7 protein-coding genes are annotated in these 15,932 nt (G+C 74.5%); 2 read left to right on the forward strand and 5 right to left on the reverse strand.

Features of this window, described 5'->3' with window-relative positions; translation table 11 throughout:
* Nucleotides 1–73: 73 nt before the first annotated feature.
* From ACH4SL_RS26015 to ACH4SL_RS26025, 3 genes are all read right to left on the reverse strand, one after another.
* Nucleotides 74–1,567, reverse strand: coding sequence for a hypothetical protein (locus ACH4SL_RS26015; protein WP_398449589.1), 1,494 nt, complete (start codon nucleotides 1,565–1,567; stop codon nucleotides 74–76).
* Nucleotides 1,564–3,102 (reverse strand): GT4 family glycosyltransferase PelF, encoded by a 1,539-nt coding sequence (gene pelF, locus ACH4SL_RS26020; RefSeq protein WP_398449591.1) that lies wholly within the window; start codon nucleotides 3,100–3,102, stop codon nucleotides 1,564–1,566. The genes ACH4SL_RS26015 and pelF overlap by 4 nt, the downstream gene beginning before the upstream one ends.
* Before the next feature lie 366 nt (nucleotides 3,103–3,468).
* The gene (locus tag ACH4SL_RS26025) at nucleotides 3,469–5,652 is read right to left on the reverse strand and encodes a hypothetical protein (RefSeq protein WP_398449594.1); all 2,184 of its coding nucleotides are present in this window, start codon (nucleotides 5,650–5,652) and stop codon (nucleotides 3,469–3,471) included.
* Between the two features lie 1,183 nt (nucleotides 5,653–6,835).
* Between ACH4SL_RS26025 and ACH4SL_RS26030 the strand changes: the two genes are divergently transcribed.
* Nucleotides 6,836–8,962, forward strand: coding sequence for a SpoIIE family protein phosphatase (locus tag ACH4SL_RS26030; RefSeq protein ID WP_398449668.1), 2,127 nt, complete (start codon nucleotides 6,836–6,838; stop codon nucleotides 8,960–8,962).
* Nucleotides 8,963–8,997: 35 nt separating this feature from the next.
* On the opposite strand, the gene ACH4SL_RS26035 is transcribed toward ACH4SL_RS26030, so the two are convergent.
* Complete coding sequence (locus ACH4SL_RS26035) at nucleotides 8,998–10,500, reverse strand: hydrolase (protein WP_398449596.1); 1,503 nt, start codon at nucleotides 10,498–10,500, stop codon at nucleotides 8,998–9,000.
* A gap of 385 nt (nucleotides 10,501–10,885) precedes the next feature.
* Here ACH4SL_RS26035 and ACH4SL_RS26040 point away from each other — a divergent pair, with 385 nt between their 5' ends.
* The gene (locus tag ACH4SL_RS26040; RefSeq protein ID WP_398449598.1) at nucleotides 10,886–12,277 is read left to right on the forward strand and encodes an NADP-dependent succinic semialdehyde dehydrogenase; all 1,392 of its coding nucleotides are present in this window, start codon (nucleotides 10,886–10,888) and stop codon (nucleotides 12,275–12,277) included.
* A 146-nt stretch (nucleotides 12,278–12,423) separates the two neighbouring features.
* Here the strand turns inward: ACH4SL_RS26040 and ACH4SL_RS26045 are convergent, their stop codons facing one another.
* Complete coding sequence (locus ACH4SL_RS26045) at nucleotides 12,424–15,765, reverse strand: glycoside hydrolase family 3 C-terminal domain-containing protein (protein WP_398449600.1); 3,342 nt, start codon at nucleotides 15,763–15,765, stop codon at nucleotides 12,424–12,426.
* Between the last annotated feature and the right edge of the window lie 167 nt (nucleotides 15,766–15,932).

The following is a 15,932-nucleotide window of genomic DNA, read 5'->3' on the forward strand; positions in this document are numbered from 1 at the left end:
TCGGTGGTGTAAGGGGGTTGGGCAAAGAGGTGGATGCGGTGCGGTGACGTGCGGGTGCGGTGTGGTGCGCGGTTCAGCGGTGGGTGGTCACGCGCGCGGTGACCGTGGTGGCGGCGGCGAGCAGGACGGCCGCGGCGCCCGCGCTCGCCAGGCCGAGCACGGTGCCCGGCGTCCCGATGTGCGCGGCCGCCAGTGCCAGGGCGGTCACGGCGGCCCCGGACAGGACGGCGGCGGACGTCCAGGGCCGCCCGCAGGACTGGAGCAGCAGGGCCAGCCACAGCGCGCAGCCCAGCGCGAGCAGGACGGCCACGTGCGGCGCGTCCCACGCGGCGGCCCCCGGCAGCACCGCGGACTCGACGCCCGCGAGCAGCGCGAGCGCGGCCGCGTACGCGCAGAGGCAGCGCGCCAGCACCCGCCACGACCTGGCGAGCAGCCGCTCGGCCACCCCGGTCGCCCGCAGCGCGCCCAGGCAGCGGCTGCGGAAGCGGAAGAGCAGCCACTCGGCCACCCCCATGCTCACGGTGAGCGCCCCCACCAGCTCCCCGGCGAGCGCCGCCCCCACCACGAGCACCCCGGCGGCCAGCCCCCCGACCCCGAGCGGTAAGGACCGCAGCAGCGGCACGGCCCCCGCGTCCGCCGCCGGATCCGGACGCCGGAGGCGCAGGATGCCGCGCCTGCCGGACGGTACGGCGCCGCCCGCGCGGGCCGGCCCTCCCGCCGTGGCCGCCGGCCCGCCCGCGTCCAGCGCCGCCCGTACGGCCGCGGCGGCCGCCGCCGCGACCGTCGCGGAGAGCAGGGCGGCCGGTACGGCGGAGGGGAGGTCGGCGGCGCCGAGGGCGGCGGCCGGGACGAGTGGCGCGAGGACCTGGAGCAGGAGGCGTTCGCGGCCCAGGACCAGCAGTGCGGTGGCCGCCGCCGTGTACAGCGCCTGGCCGAGCGCGAAGAGCGGCGCGGCCGGGCGGGCGGTGCCGGTCAGGGCGAGCGCGGCCGCCGTGGCGGGGAGGACGCCGAGCGCCCCGCCGACAAGCAGGCAGCGGGCGGCGGCGTGCGGGCGGCGGGCGAGCAGCAGCAGCCCGGCGCGGTGCGCGAGGGCCTGGTTCCAGCCCCAGCTGACCAGCGCCGCCGCGGCCCAGCCCGCGACCGCCGCGGTCACCCCGAAGGGGCCCGCGGGCCCGTCCGCCCAGCGCGCGCCGAGCAGGTAGGCGACACCGGGCAGCGCGAAGGTCAGACCGCGCAGCACACAGCGCAGCAGACCGGTGCTCCACGGGTCCGGCGCGGGCTCCGGCTCGGGATAGGCGCGCGGCACCCGTGCGAAGAGCGCCTCGGCGAGCGAGAAGAGGTCCCGGTGCCGGTAGCGCCCGGTGATCTGCTCGTCCGTCAGCCCCTCGGACTCCAGGAGCGCGGCGATCTCCTCGGCGTGCGCCGCGCCCGCGCAGCTGTCGGCGAGGCGTTCCGCGAGCTCCGCGACCTCGGCGTCCGGGTCGAGCACCGTCCACCGCGGCGAGGTGCGCGGCCGCACCGCCCCGTCCGGGACCTCGCTCGCGCCGAGCCGCACGGCGCCGCTCACGCCGTGCCCTCCGCCGCCGCGGGCGCGGCGGCCGGGCGCCACAGCCGCGGCAGCCAGGTCACACCGGCGCAGGCGCGGGCCGACCGCGGCCCGGCGCCGGACAGGTCGGCGTAGATGGCCCGGAAGGACTCCACGGTCCGGCGCAGGGTGAAGCGGTCGATGACCCGGATCCGCGCCGCCTCGCCGAGCGCGGCGCGCCGGGCCGGGTCGCGCAGCAGGGCGAGGGCGGCGAGCGCCATGGCGGCCGGGTCGCGCGGCGGCACGACCAGGCCGGCGTCGCCGACCGCCTCGCGCACCCCGCCGACGTCGGTCGAGACGGTGCAGCGCCCGCAGGACATCGCCTCGATCAGGGTGAAGGGGAAGCCCTCGCTGATGCTGGAGAGCATCACCACCTGCCCGGCGGCGTAGGCGGTGCGGATGTCGTCGACCCGGCCCTCGAAACTCACCGCGCCGCCCGCGCCCAGCTCGCGCGCGAGTGCCTCGCAGCGCGCCCGGTAGTCCTCGCCGCCGCGCGGGGTGCCGCCGAAGATACGCAGCCGCGCCTCGGGTATCTCTTGGCGGACCAGCGCGAACGCGCGGATCAGCGTCTCCAGGTCCTTGATCGGGTCGATCCGCCCGGCCCAGCTGAGCGTGGGCGCCTCCGGCTCGGGCCCGGCGACGGGGAAGGCCGCGGGGTCGACGCCGTTGTAGACCGTGCGGATGCGGTCCGGGGCCGCGCCGCCGTGCTCCTCCCAGCGCCGGTTGTAGCGGTTGCCGGGGGTGACGAGCGCGCTGTGCCGGTACGCCTCGCGGGCGAGCAGCCGGAAGAAGTGCAGCATCAGCGACTTGACCGGCCAGCGGTAGGGCCCGGTGCGGTGCCCGAGGTAGCGCTCGCGCTGGTAGACGCCGTGCTCGGTGAGCAGCAGCGGCACCCCGTCGCGGTGCCGGGCGAGCAGTCCGGGCAGCGTCGCGAGCCCGCCGCTGACCGCGTGCGCCACCCCGGTCGGCGGGGCGCCGGCGAGCGGGCGCAGCGCGTGCTCCAGCAGGTCGGTGCCGGTCAGCGCGTCGTACTGGCTCGGCCGGGAGGCCGCGGCGTCCGTCCCTGGCCGCCGCCACAGCCGGGCCAGGGTGCGCACCGCCGCCTCGGAGCGCAGCCCCGCCGACAGGGTGCCCGCCCCGGCCCACCCGCCGAGCTCGTAGAGGGCGGGCCCGAACAGCTCGTCGTCGCCGCCGCCCTCGGCGAGCAGCGCGGTCAGCAGCCGCTCCCACGCGGCGAGCAGGGCGCGCCGGTCGCGCCCGCGCGGCTCGCGCCCGGCCGGGGTGTCGCCCCACACCGGCAGCTCGTCCACCGCCGTGACGTTGGCGGGCAGTTGCCAGGCGGGCGGCTCGCCGCCGGTGGCGGTGACGGCGCTGACGCGGAAGTCGACGTCGGGCATCGCGCGGACCAACTGGTCGCACCAGACGCTCACTCCGCCCGCGCTGTGCGGGTACGTTCCCTCGGTCAGCAGCGTCACGTGCGCGAGACGCGCCGCGGGCAGGCCGGAAATTGCGTGCATGACGTGGTGTCCCCCTGGACGGGTCGGTACGGGCCGGGGCGCAAGGGCGGTGCGGTGCGGGGGCGTTGGGGCGCGGAGCGTCGGGGCGCGGGCGGCACCGGCAGCCGGTACGGGCGCCTGGCCGCGGGCGGTACGGCGTACGGGCGTCGGGACGCGGCGGCGTCGGGGCCTGTGGGCGTCGGCGTGTACGGGGGTCGGGACGTACGGGTCTCGGGGCGTCGGGATGTACGGGCGTCACGGTGTACGGGCGTCGGGACGTACCGGCGGGCGGACGTACCGGCGTCGGGAGGTACAGGGAAGTACAGGGAGGTGTACAGGCGGGCGGGTGCGCCCGGGACGCGGATCCGCGCGCACCCGCCCTGTCCGTCAGCCGCGGGCGCTGTCGCCCGGGCCCGCGGGCACCGCGTCGGCGACACCGCGCGGCACCGGCAGCCGCACGGCCGGGGCGGCGGGCCGGGCGGCCGTGCGGGGCGCGGCCGCCGGAGTGGCGGTGGGCACGGCGGCCGCGGGCAGTGCCAGCGTCACCGCGGTCTGGAGCAGGCCGGGCGCGGCCCAGCCGGACGTACGGCCCGCGTAGGCGGTGCCGAAGGCGGTGGAGCCCAGCAGCTGGGATTGGCGGGTGCCGGCCGGCATCGTCGCGTCGATCTGCACCCCCGACGGCGCGCTCACGGTGACGGCGGCGCCGATCCGGTAGGCGGTCACCTTGCTGCCCTTCCACGCCGCGCTCCACGCGGCCCGGCGCTGCAGCTCGGTGGCGATGTCCGCGGTGCGCAGGTTGACCGTCGGGGTGTTCGCGGCGAAGAGGCCCGCGTAGGTGTCCAGGACGCGCTCCAGCACGGGGTAGGCGATGCGGCCCTCGGCGAGGTTGGACTGGTGGATGAAGTGCGGGCGCGGGTTGTTGCCCAGCACGTGCCCCAGGTCGATGCGCGCCTCCAGCGGCACGATGTACGAGGCGTAGCCGGTCGAGGGGTCCAGCGGGGCCGGCAGGCAGGTGGAGTTGCCGGACGTGGTGCACGCGCCGCTGCCGCCCTCGGCGGCGTTGGTGTAGATCCAGTTGTACTCGTCGGTCTCCTCCTGCGCCGTGCCGGCGTTGTAGAAGACGTTCATCGGGAAGCGCGGCACCGTGACCGCGGGGCCCACCGTCCGCTGGTCGGGCTCACGGGAGTTGTCGCTCGCGAGGTATTCCACGCCGAGCGAGCTGAGCGCCGGGGCGAGGTTCGGGTTGTCCGCGGGCTGCTGCGGCAGGACCTTCAGACCGGAGTGCTCGCCCGTCACCAGCTCGGTGTTGTCCAGGGACAGCCCGTGGGAGGCGGCCCACGTGCGGTTGTCCTTGACGGCGGCGGTGATGTCGGCCCTGCTCACCCACTGGGTGGCGCCGCCCGCGGTCGTCTCGCAGCGCCAGGGCACCACGGTCACGTCCTGGACGCAGCCCAGGAAGGGGTGCAGATAAGTGTGGTTGACCCAGCGGTAGGAGTTCTTGTCGGCCAGCAGCCGGGTCGCGAGCGGGTCGGTGGCCGTGCCGTGGTCGGACTTCCAGTCCTCGCTGCCGCCGCCGTTGAAGACGAAGTCGAAGGTGAAGCCGTGCGCCGCCGACCACTGCTTCGCGTAGGCCGCGTCGTCCGCGGTCATCCGGATCGGGTCGTCGTCATCGCCGGTGCCGATCGGGCAGTCGACGTCCCCCGGCGTGCAGTTGAGAGTGGCGTTCCACCGGTCGTCGGCCAGGAAGACGTCGTCGACCTGCACCTCGAAGTAGTTGCGGTCGGCGCCGAGATGGACGCCCTGCGTCATCCACTCCACGATCCCGCGCGCCAGCAGCCGGAACTGCTGCTGGTATTGGTTGTACACGAACGGGATCACCAGCTCGCTGCGCCCGTCGTGGGTGTACTGCCCGACCAGCACCCCGCGCCGGGTGCTGCCGGGCACGGGTGCGTCCACCAGCGTCGTGAAGGACGCGCCCGCGGCCTGGTCGGCCAGCGGCGCGGCCAGGTAGCCGTAACTCTCCGCCTGGTAGGGGTCGTTGTCCTCGAAGGGCACCGCCCCCTTGAGGTAGCCGAAGTCGCCGGCCGCGCCCTGCGCGGTCACCTGCCCCTGGACGCCGTCGAGTTGCCCGATGAAGCCGCCGTTCTGCGTGTAGTCCAGCCCGACCGCGGGCGACGCGTAGGTGTACGCGTCCACCTGCCGGATGCCGTACGCCGACTCGTACGCGGCCAGCGCCGCCATCTCCGCCGAGCCCGCCCCGAAGGGGTTCTCGTTCGGCAGCACCACGGCCTGGAACTTCGCCCGCGGCCGCCCGGCGACGGTGTCGCTCAGGAAGCCCGCGGTGATCACCGGCCGCCCCGGCGCCGAGAGGTCCACCGTGGTGTACGGGGTCCCCGCGCCGTCCAGCTCCGCGGTGACCGCGGCGGTGGCCGGCCCCCCGTCGTCCACCACCAGCACCCGCAGGTCCACCCGCGGGGTGACGGCCGCGGCCCGCGCCGCGGACGGCGCGACGGCCAGGCCGACCAGTGCCGCGGCGGTTGCGACCGCCGCGGCACGCACACTTCTGCCCATGAATTTCTCCCCCGGCAGCCGCCGATTCCCCATCGGCGTACTCCCACTCGCAACGGCACTTTTCCGGCCGTATCTCCGGGACCCATGGTGGATCACCGCGCGGAGGAATTGTGACCGTCCTGCGGAGAAGATCGGCAGGGGCGGAATGGGCAAACGCAGGCGTTCACGGGCACGACACGCTCACCTGCGGTGTTATGAGATGTCATGCTCGCGATACATGCGGATTATCGACCTTAATGATGAACGGTCGAGCGTATTTTCGAATGTCACCTGAACGGGTTGTTCGTTCGATTTCATGTACGACACGCGCGTGCGCTGCCGGGTATTCCCGCATTTCCGGCCCCGGCTCTGCGGGGTGCCGCCGGGATGCTGTCGCGCCGGTCAGTCGATCGGCGGCGGCCCCGGCTGCGGGGTCGGCTCGGGTGACGGCGGCACGGGCGCCGGCGGGGTCGGCGACGGGGGCGTCGGTACGGGCCCCGGTACCGGGTGCGGCTCGGGTGTCGGCGTCGGTTCCGGGCCCGGTACCGGCTCCTCGGGCGGCACCGGCACCGGCGGATAGGTGTCGGGGAAAGGTGTGGTCATCGCAGCCTCAGCTCCGTGGATCGCGTTCCGGTCGCCCTTCGCGTACCCGCCCCCCGCGTGCCCATGCCGCCCGCGCTCCCGGCTCCGTATCCCGCGCGCCCCCCGGCGCGCCCCGCGCGCGCCCCCGTGGGGGTGAACCCCGCCCCCGGCTGCAACTGCGCCCCCGCCCCCGGGGTCCCTCCCGGCGAACGGACCCCGGTGAGAGGAGTGGAAGGTTGCGGGAGGACTGGAAATGCCTGCGGGAGCCCGGCCTGGTGCATGTGGTGGTCACGGCGGGTGACGCGGCGAGCGCGTACCGCGTCTTCGACGCGCTGGTCGACCGCTTCCCCGCGGTCGACGCCCCTGCCCGCCTCGGCGCCCCGCCGGGCCTGGTGTCCCTCGCCTTCGTGACCCCGACCGGCCCGACGGCTCCTGCGGCCCCGATCGCTCCTGCAGCCCCGGCCCCGCCGCCCGTCCGATCCGCGGGCCCGGCCTCGTACGGAACCCGGCATTCGGGGCATAATGGACAACCGAGGCGCACCGCAGATACCGAGCTCCCGGAGAGTGAGTGAGCGCGAGCAAGCCGCCGGCCCGCAGCGGGTACGACCCCCGGGTCGGACCCGTGGTGGAGGCGGACCGGCCCCCCGAGCCGGAGATCGGCCTCGGGGAGCGGCTGGCCCTGAACGGCATGGGCAGCTTCGACTGGCATCTGGACCGCGGCGTCTTCGAACTCGACGAGGTCGGCCTGGAGGTCTTCGACCTGCGGCCCGGCGAGTTCGACGGGCGCCCCGAGTCGCTGGTCCTGCGCGTCGCGCCCGAGGAGGGCGCCCGGGTGGACTACGCGCTGCGCCGCGCGCTCCAGTCGGGCCTGCGCAGCTACGGCGGCTACTTCCAGATCACCCGGCGGGACGGCGCCAAGCAGTGGACGCACACCCAGGGCACGATCCTGCGGGACAGCCGCGGCAACGCCTACCGCATCGTCGGCATCGTCCGGGACGCCACCGAGGAGCTGGCGCAGACACCCGACGTGCAGGCGACCGAGATGCCCGCGGGGCGGGCGGCGGACGGCGTGCGGCAGAGCCTCGCCCCGGTCGTGCGGCTGACCACCGAGGCACTGTCGCGGGCGGTGACGGTCGAGGACGTGACCGCCGTCGTCACGGGCGCGGGCGGCCTGGAGCGGTTCGGCGCCGACGCGATGCTGCTGGCCCTCGTCGAGGGCGGCAACCTGCGGGTCCTGGGGTCCACCGGCGCGCCGCACCCGTGGACCGGCGAGCTGGCCGTACGGCGCTCGGACGGGTCGCTGCCGCTGGACGACGTGGTGATGACCATGCGCTCGCGCTTCGCGACCTCGCTGGACAAGCTGGCCGAGCGCTTCCCGGCCGGGAAGGCGTACTTCGCGGCCTCCGGCATGGCCTCCGCGGCGTTCCTGCCGCTCATCGCGCAGGGCCGCTCGATCGGCGCCCTCGGGCTGTTCTACCGGGAGGAGCGGGAGTTCGGCCACGACGACCGGGAGCTGTACGCGTCCCTCGCCGCGATCGTGGCGCAGTCCCTGCAGCGCGCGATGCTCTTCGACCGCGAACGGGAGTTCGCCACCGGGCTGCAGTCCGCGATGCTGCCGCGCGACATCCCGCGCTTCGACGGCGTCGGCATCGCGGTCCGCTACCACGCGGCCTCGCGCGGCCGGGAGGTCGGCGGTGACTGGTACGACGTGGTGGCGCTGCCGCAGAACCGAGTCGGCCTGGTCGTCGGCGACGTCCAGGGCCACGACACGCACGCCGCCGCCGTCATGGGCCAGCTGCGGATCGCGCTGCGCGCGTACGCCGCCGAGGGCCACGCCCCCGCGACGGTGCTGGCCCGCGCCTCGCGCTTCCTCGCCGAGCTGGACACCGAGCGCTTCGCGACGTGCAGTTACGCCGAACTGGACCTCACGACCGGCGCGGTGCGCGCGGTACGCGCCGGTCACCTCGGCCCGCTGATACGGCACACCGACGGCCGCACGGGCTGGCCCAACGTGCGCGGCGGCCTGCCGCTGGGCGTGGCCACCACCATGGACATGCACGAATTCCCCGAGACCCGGCTCGACCTGGTGCCCGGCGAGACGCTGGTGTTCTGCACCGACGGGCTGGTCGAGGAGCGCGGCCAGGAGATCACGGTCGGCATGGACGTGCTCGCCGAGGCCGTACGGGACGGGCCGCAGGACGCCGACGGGCTCGCCGACCACCTCGCGGGCAACCTGTGGGAGCGCTGGGGGTCGCAGGACGACGTGGCGCTGCTCGTGGTGCGCCGCGACCCCGACCCGGGGACGGGCACCGCGCCGCGGATGCACTCCTACGTCCACCAGGCCGACCCGGAGGGGCTGGCCGAGGCGCGCGGGGCGCTGCGCCAGACGCTCGCCGGGTGGCGGATGTCGGACCTGGCCGACGACGTCGAGCTGGCGGCCGGCGAGCTGCTGGTGAACGTCCTGCTGCACACCGAGGGCGGCGCGGTGCTGACGCTGGAGGTGCTGCCGGAGCCGGTCCGCCGGATCCGGCTGACGGTGCAGGACCGCTCCAGCACCTGGCCGCGCCGCCGCTCGCCGGGCGAGGCGGCGACGTCCGGGCGCGGGCTGCTGATGATCGACGCGCTGTCCGTGCGCTGGGGCGTCGAGCCGCGCGGCGACGGCAAGGCGGTGTGGTGCGAGTTCGGCCCCGCGGACGGCGGCGCCGAGGACCGGGCCACCGGGGACGGCCGCCGCCCGGACGGCGGCTGACACCGTCCGGGCGGCGGGGTGGCGGCGCGAGCGGCTCAGCTCACGGTGAGCGCCGTGTCGTCGATGACGAAGGACGTCTGGAGCTTGGAGCCCTCGGTCCCGGTGAATTTCACCGTGACGGTCTGGCCCGCGTAGCCGCTCAGGTCGAAGGAGCGCTGCGTGAAGCCGGAGGCCGCCTGCACGTTGGTGTACGTCGCGAGCGTGCTCAGCACGGTGCCCGAGGAGTTGAGCACCTGCGCCTTGAGGGTGTCGTACGCGGTGCTGCCGGTCTCGGCGGTGTCGATGTGCAGGTAGAAACTGAGCTGCGCGGAGCAGCCGGCCGGGATCGTGACCGACTGGGAGAGCGTGTCGGTGGTCGCGGTGCCGTAGCCGTCGAGCCAGGCCTTGTACGAGCCGCTGTGCGCCGCCTCGCCGCTGTCGTTGTTGATCACGCCGCTGGTCGCCGACCACGAGGAGGTGCCCGACTCGAAACCGGGGTTGGCCAGCAACTGGCGGGAGGTGCAGGTGCCGCCGCCGGTCGGGGGAGTGGTGGGCGGGGTGGTCGTGGTGCCGCCGGAGCCGGACAGCCACGCCGTGGCGTTGAGGGCGAGTGCCGCGTCGGTGCCCGCGGGGTCGTTCCAGCCGTCGTAGAGGGTGTTGCCGGACTGGCCGGTGCCGTCGTCGGCGGGGGAGCTGTCGCCCCAGATTGCCACCCGGCCGCTGCCGAAGGTGCTGGTGGCGAAGAAGGCGCCGGTGTTGCCGGAGTAACCGGTCCGGTACAGCAGGCCCTTGACCGCGGAGTTGTCGGACGGGTTGAGCGTGAAGGTGGTGCCGTCGCGCAGGATGCTGCCGGTCACGGTGCCGAACGGCCCGTGCAGCACCGGGTCGGAGGCGTCGGCGACCGCCCGCGGGTTGTCGGTGCTGATGTCGAGCTTGTCGACGGTGAAGCCGAACGGGTCGGTGTTGTCGACGCCGTTGTTCGACAGCAGGTCGCTGATCACGCACGGCGAGTCGCAGCCGTCGTTGTTGCGGTCGCTGTTGTTGTGGTCGGAGATCAGGAACAGCCCGCCGCCGTTCTTGACGAAGTTCATGACCGCGGTCTTCTCCGCGGCGGTGAGCTTCACGTTGGGCTCGGGCAGCACGAAGGTGTCGAAGTTGCTCAGGTCCTGCGCGTTGGAGCTGCTGCCGTAGGTGATGGTGCGGCCGGACGGCAGGGTCGCGAGGCTGTAGCCGCCGGCCTTCTGCAGGGCCACGCCCCACGAGGACAGCGCGCCGGTCCAGTCGGTCTCCTTGGCGGGCGAGCCGTTCTGGCCGAGCGGGTCGGGCTGGCTGGTGCTGATGATCCAGTCGGCGTTTCCGGCCGTCTCCGCCTTGGTGTTGTCGAACAGCACCCGGTGGGTGGCCGCCGCGGCGGGAGCGGCCGTGCCTGCCGCGGTGTTCGGTGCGGCCTGCGCGCTGCCGGTCGCGAGGCCGGCCGCGGCCAGGGCGGCGGCGCCCAGGAGCGCGGTCGCGGCGAGCGCGGCCCTGCGGCGCGAGTGCGGGTTACGTGTGCCGGGCATCCGTCAACCTCCAGGTGGGGGGCGGTGGGTGGGGGTGCGGGAGAGATTCTGCGCGCGTAGAAGCGGTGACTGATGTGGCGTGCGTTACCGGGGAATGAACGCTGCCGGTCGGCTCCCCGCCGCCGCCGGGAGATCGCGTGCGATTCACCCGGACGGACGACCTGCGGACGGTCCGGTTGGGCCGGACGGGCGACCGGCGGGCCGTCCGGTTGCGCCGGGCGGGTGCCGTCGGCCGCCGCCCCGGCCCGGCCGGGAGTGGCGCGCGGTGGCAGCGGGAAGGATGGCGGCACCGCCGCATGGACCGCCCCCGCGCGGGTACCCGCGCCTGGTGGGCGCCGGCTCGCCGCGCCCGCCCGGTCAGGCCCGCGGCAGGAGGAGGAGCAGCATGCCGATCGCCACCGTGAACCCCGCGACCGGGGAGACGGTCCGTACCTTCGACGCGCTCGACGCGGCCGGGATCGAGCAGCGGATCGCCGCCGCGTACGACACCTTCCGGGAGTGGCGGACGACCGGTTTCGCCCACCGGGCCGCCCTGCTGGGCGCGGCGGCGGACCTGCTCGACAAGGAGCAGGACGAGATCGCGCACACCATGACGCTGGAGATGGGCAAGACGCTGGCCGCCGCCCGCGCCGAGGCGGCCAAGTGCGCCAAGGCGATGCGCTGGTACGCCGGGCACGCCGAGGCGCTGCTGGCCGACGAGTTCCCGGACCCCGAGGACGTCGCCGACAGCGGCGGGAGCCGCGCGTACGTCCGCTACCGGCCGCTCGGTGTCGTCCTCGCGGTGATGCCGTGGAATTTCCCGCTCTGGCAGGTGGTCAGGTTCGCCGCGCCCGCGCTCATGGCGGGCAACACCGGGCTGCTCAAGCACGCCTCCAACGTGCCGCAGACCGCTCTCTACCTCGGCGACCTCTTCCGCCGTGCGGGCTTCCCGGCCGGTTGCTTCCAGACGCTGCTGGTCGGCTCGGGCGCGATCGAGGCGGTGCTGCGCGACCCGCGGGTGGCCGCCGCGACCCTCACCGGCAGCGAGGGCGCCGGCCGCGCGGTCGCCGCGGTGGCGGGCGACGAGGTCAAGAAGACGGTGCTGGAGCTGGGCGGCAGCGACCCCTTCGTGGTCATGCCGTCCGCCGACGTGGACCGCGCCGTCGAGGTCGCGGTCACCGCCCGGGTGCAGAACAACGGCCAGTCCTGCATCGCCGCCAAGCGCTTCATCGTGCACACGGACGTCCACGACCGCTTCGCCGAGCGCTTCGCCCGCGCCATGAGCGCGCTGCGCGTCGGCGACCCGACGAGCCTGTCCACGGACGTCGGCCCGCTGGCCACCGAGCAGGGCCGCGCGGATCTGGAGGAGCTGGTCGGCGACGCGCTCGACCGGGGCGCCGAGGCGCTGTGCGGGGCCCGCCGCCCCGAGGCGCAGCCGGACGGCTGGTTCTACGAGCCGACCGTGCTGACCGGGGTGACGGAGGCGATGCGCATCCACCGCGAGGAGGCCTTCGGCCCGGTCGCGACGCTCTACCGGGTGAGCGGCCTGGACGCGGCCGTGGCGCTGGCCAACGACACCCCGTTCGGGCTCAGTTCCAACGTCTGGACGCGCGACGAGGCCGAGCAGCGCCGTTTCGCGCGGGATCTGGAGGCCGGCGGGGTCTTCTTCAACGGCATGACGGCCTCGCACCCGGCCTTCCCGTTCGGCGGCGTCAAGCGCTCCGGCTACGGGCGCGAGCTGTCCGGGCACGGCATCCGCGAGTTCTGCAACGTCACGACCGTGTGGTTCGGCCGCTGAGCCCACCCGGCTCCGCTTTGTCATGTACATCTGCCTCCCCACGGGGAATCGGTTTCACCCATGGGGAGGCAGAGTCGCGCGGCACATACGCCGGATCTTCACAACCGGCCGGGGCCCGCCCTCGGGCCCCGGCCGGGGTCATGCGGTCAGGTGACCGTCCAGACGAAGGTCGCGGTGTCCGCCGCGCCCTTGCCGTCCGTGGCCGTCACGCTCACCGTGCTGGTGCCCTTCGCGGTCGGCGTCCCGGAGATCACGCCGTCCTTGCCGATCGACACCCCGGCCGGCAGGCCCTCCGCGGTGAAGGACAGCGCCGCGCCCGTGGACGAGGCCGCCGTGACCGGCAGCCGTACCGCCGCGCCCTTCGGGCCGCTCATGCCCGCCGGGTTGGCCACGGTCACCGACGCCTTGGCGGTGGCCGCCGCGTCGACCGTCTTCGCGCTCATCGCGGTCGCCACGTTCAGCGTGCCTGTCAGCGGCAAATTCCGCGACGAGTCGCCGACCATGATCTGGTACCCGCCCGCCGCCGTCGTCCAGGACGACGACGAGGTGTTCCAGTACGCCAGGTCGTGCGCGCTCACCGTGAACGTCACCTTCGCGCTCGCCCCGGGCTGGAGGTCCACCCGCTGGAAGCCCTTGAGCTGCTTGGCGGGCTCGCCCGTGGAGGCCGGGTCGCCGACGTAGAGCTGGGCGATCTCGGCGCCCGCCCTGCTGCCGGTGTTGGTGACGGTCGCGCTGACCGTCGCGTTGCCGCTGCCGTCCAGCGCGCCCACCTGGAGCCCCGAGAAGGAGAACGAGGTGTAGGACAGGCCGAAGCCGAACGGGAAGAGCGGTGTGATGTTCTGCGCGTCGTACCACCGGTAGCCGACCTTCAGGCCCTCGCTGTACTGCACGTTGCCCTGGCCCGGCCACTGCGCCGCGGTGTGCGCCGGCACGTCGTTCAGCGACGCGGGGAAGGTCACCGGCAGCTTGCCGGACGGGTTGACATCGCCGAACAGCAGCGCCGCCAGCGAGTTGCCGACCTCCTGGCCCGCGTACCACTCCTCGACGACACCCTTGACCTGGCCGAGCCACGGCATGGTGACCGCGGAGCCGGTGTTGAGCACCACGATCGTGTTCGGGTTGGCCGCGGCGACCTGCTGCACCAGCGCGTTCTGGTTGTTCGGCAGATCGATGTTCGCCTGGTCGGTGCCCTCGTTCTCGCCGTAGCCGACGCACACCACGGCGACCTTCGCCGCCCGCGCCGCGTTCACGGCCGCGGTGACGTCCGTACCGTCGTTGTACGTCACCGACGCGCCCGTGCCGGCCCGCTTCTTGATCGCGTCGATCGGCGCGATCGTGCCCGAGCTGGTCGAGGTGGCGCTGCCGCCGCCGACGCTGCGCACGCCCGCGCCGCCGTCCGGACCGATCACCGCGATCGACGTCGCGTTCGCGCCCGCCAGCGGCAGCACGCCGCCGTCGTTCTTCAGCAGCACCGAGCCCTGCTCGGCGACCTGCCGCGCGGTGGTCTGGTGCGCCGCGCTGGTCACGACCGAGTCGCGGTTGCCGGTCTTGTGCTTCTCGAAGACGCCGAAGGCGAACATCTGCGTCAGCACCCGGGTGACCATGGTGTCCAGCGTCGCCTGGCTGACCTGCCCGTTGGCGAGCGCCTGCGCCAGGAAGTCGGCGTAGAAGTAGCCGCCCGGCATCTCCACCGTCATGCCGTTGTTGGCCGCGTCGACGGTCGAGTGCGCGCCGCCCCAGTCGCTGGTGACGAAGCCGTTGAAGCCCGCCTCCTGGTAGAGGCCCTTCTTCAGCAGGTCGGCGTTCTGGCACGCGTACACGCCGTTGACGGTCGAGTAGGCGCACATCACCGACGCCGACGCGCCCTTGCTCACCGCCGCCTGGAAGGCCGGCAGGTAGATCTCGTGCAGCGTGCGCTGGTCGACGATCGCGTTGTCGGCCGGCCCGTTGCGGTTGGTCTCCTGGTTGTAGACCGCGACGTGCTTGGCCTGCGCCATCACGCCCTGGCTCTGCATGCCCTGGATGCTCGCGGTCGCCATCTGGGCGCTCAGGTACGGGTCCTCGCTGTACGTCTCGAAGGCCCGGCCCCAGCGCGGGTCGCGCACGATGTTCATCGTCGGGCCGAGCGCCACGTCCACGCCCTTGCCCGCGAACTCGTTGCCGGCCACCGTGCCGTACTGCTTCTGCAGTGAGGTGTCCCAGGTCGCCGCGGACGACACCGCGGACGGCAGCTGCGTCACCCCGCCGAAGCCGTCGCCCACCCCGCTGGGCCCGTCGTGGTAGCCCATCGCCGGGATGCACAGCGAGGCGATCGCGTCGGTGTTGCCGATGTACGGGTACGCCTGGCCGTTGCCGTGCAGCATCGTCAGCTTCTGCGCCTGCGTCATGTGCGACAGCACCTGCGCCACCCGGTCGGCGACCGGCGCGGTCGAACCCACCCACGGGCAGACGCCGTTGCCGCCGTCACCGCCGGTGCCGCCGCCGGGCGGCTCGGTCTCCCCGCCGCCCGGCGAGAGGACCTGCACCTCCCACAGCGAGTAGCCCCACTGCGTGGCGCGCTGCGTGCCGTAGACCCGCACGTAGCGGGTGTGCGCGGTGAAGTCGTGCGTCTCCACGCCGCCCTTGCCCGCGGTGGTGGAGTAGGCGGTGGCCCAGTTGGTGCCGTCGGCGGACGTCTGGATCTGGTACGCCGTGCCGTACGCGGCCTCCCAGTTGAGCGTCACCCCGCAGACGTCCTGCGCCGAGCCGAGGTCGACCTGGATCCACTGCGGGTCGGACGCGGCCGACGACCAGCGGGTGCCGGCGTTGCCGTCGAAGGCCGCCGACGCCGGGAAGGTGCCGGCGTCCTGCGTGGAGGAGGCGGTGGCCGGCTTGCCGGTGGCCGCGCCGGAGTTGCCGCACGCCCCCGGGGTGGTGCCGCCCCCGCCGGTGGTGCCGCCGGTGCCGCCGCCCGAGGTGCCGCCGTAGACCTGGAACTCCCACAGCGAGTAGCCGTACGCGGTGGCACGCTGGGTGCCGTACACCCGGATGTAGCGGCCGGTGCCGGTCACGGTCAGCGACTGGTTGCCGCCCGTCGCGGTGGTCGTGGAGTAGACGTTCGTCCAGTTCGCGCCGTCGGTGGAGGTCTGGATCTGGAAGGCCTTCGCGTAGGCCGTCTCCCAGTGCAGGTCGACCCGGCTGACGGCCTGGCTGGAGCCGAGGTCGACCTGGATCCACTGCGGGTCGGTGAAGCCGCTGGACCAGCGGGTGCCGTCGTTGCCGTCGACGGCCGCCGAGGCGGGGGTGCCGGCGTTCTCGGTGGAGGACGCGGTCGCGGGCTTGCCCTGCGAGAGCAGGACCGGGTCGGCGGCGTGCGCGATGCGCGGCGCCGCCACCAGCGCCAGCGCCATGACCAGGACGAAACCGACGAGGGCGGCCAGCCGGGCCTGCGCCGCGGACGGCCGCCGCCGGACGGACGGTGGGGGAGTGCTGTACGGGGAGTGCAGCATGGAAAAACCTCTCTCGCGCGGCGTGGGGGCCGTCGGAGGTGGGGGTGGGGGGGGCAGGCCGCCCCGGGGCCCCCGGGGCGGGGGGGGGCGCCGGCCAGGATGCGACGGACCGCCGCCGCCACAGAATCACGGCCGCCGAGGGGACCGTGGTGATCGCGGGGGCCCGA

The sequence above is a fragment of the Streptomyces sp. NPDC021020 genome (genome assembly GCF_044333285.1).
Lineage (GTDB): Bacteria > Actinomycetota > Actinomycetes > Streptomycetales > Streptomycetaceae > Actinacidiphila.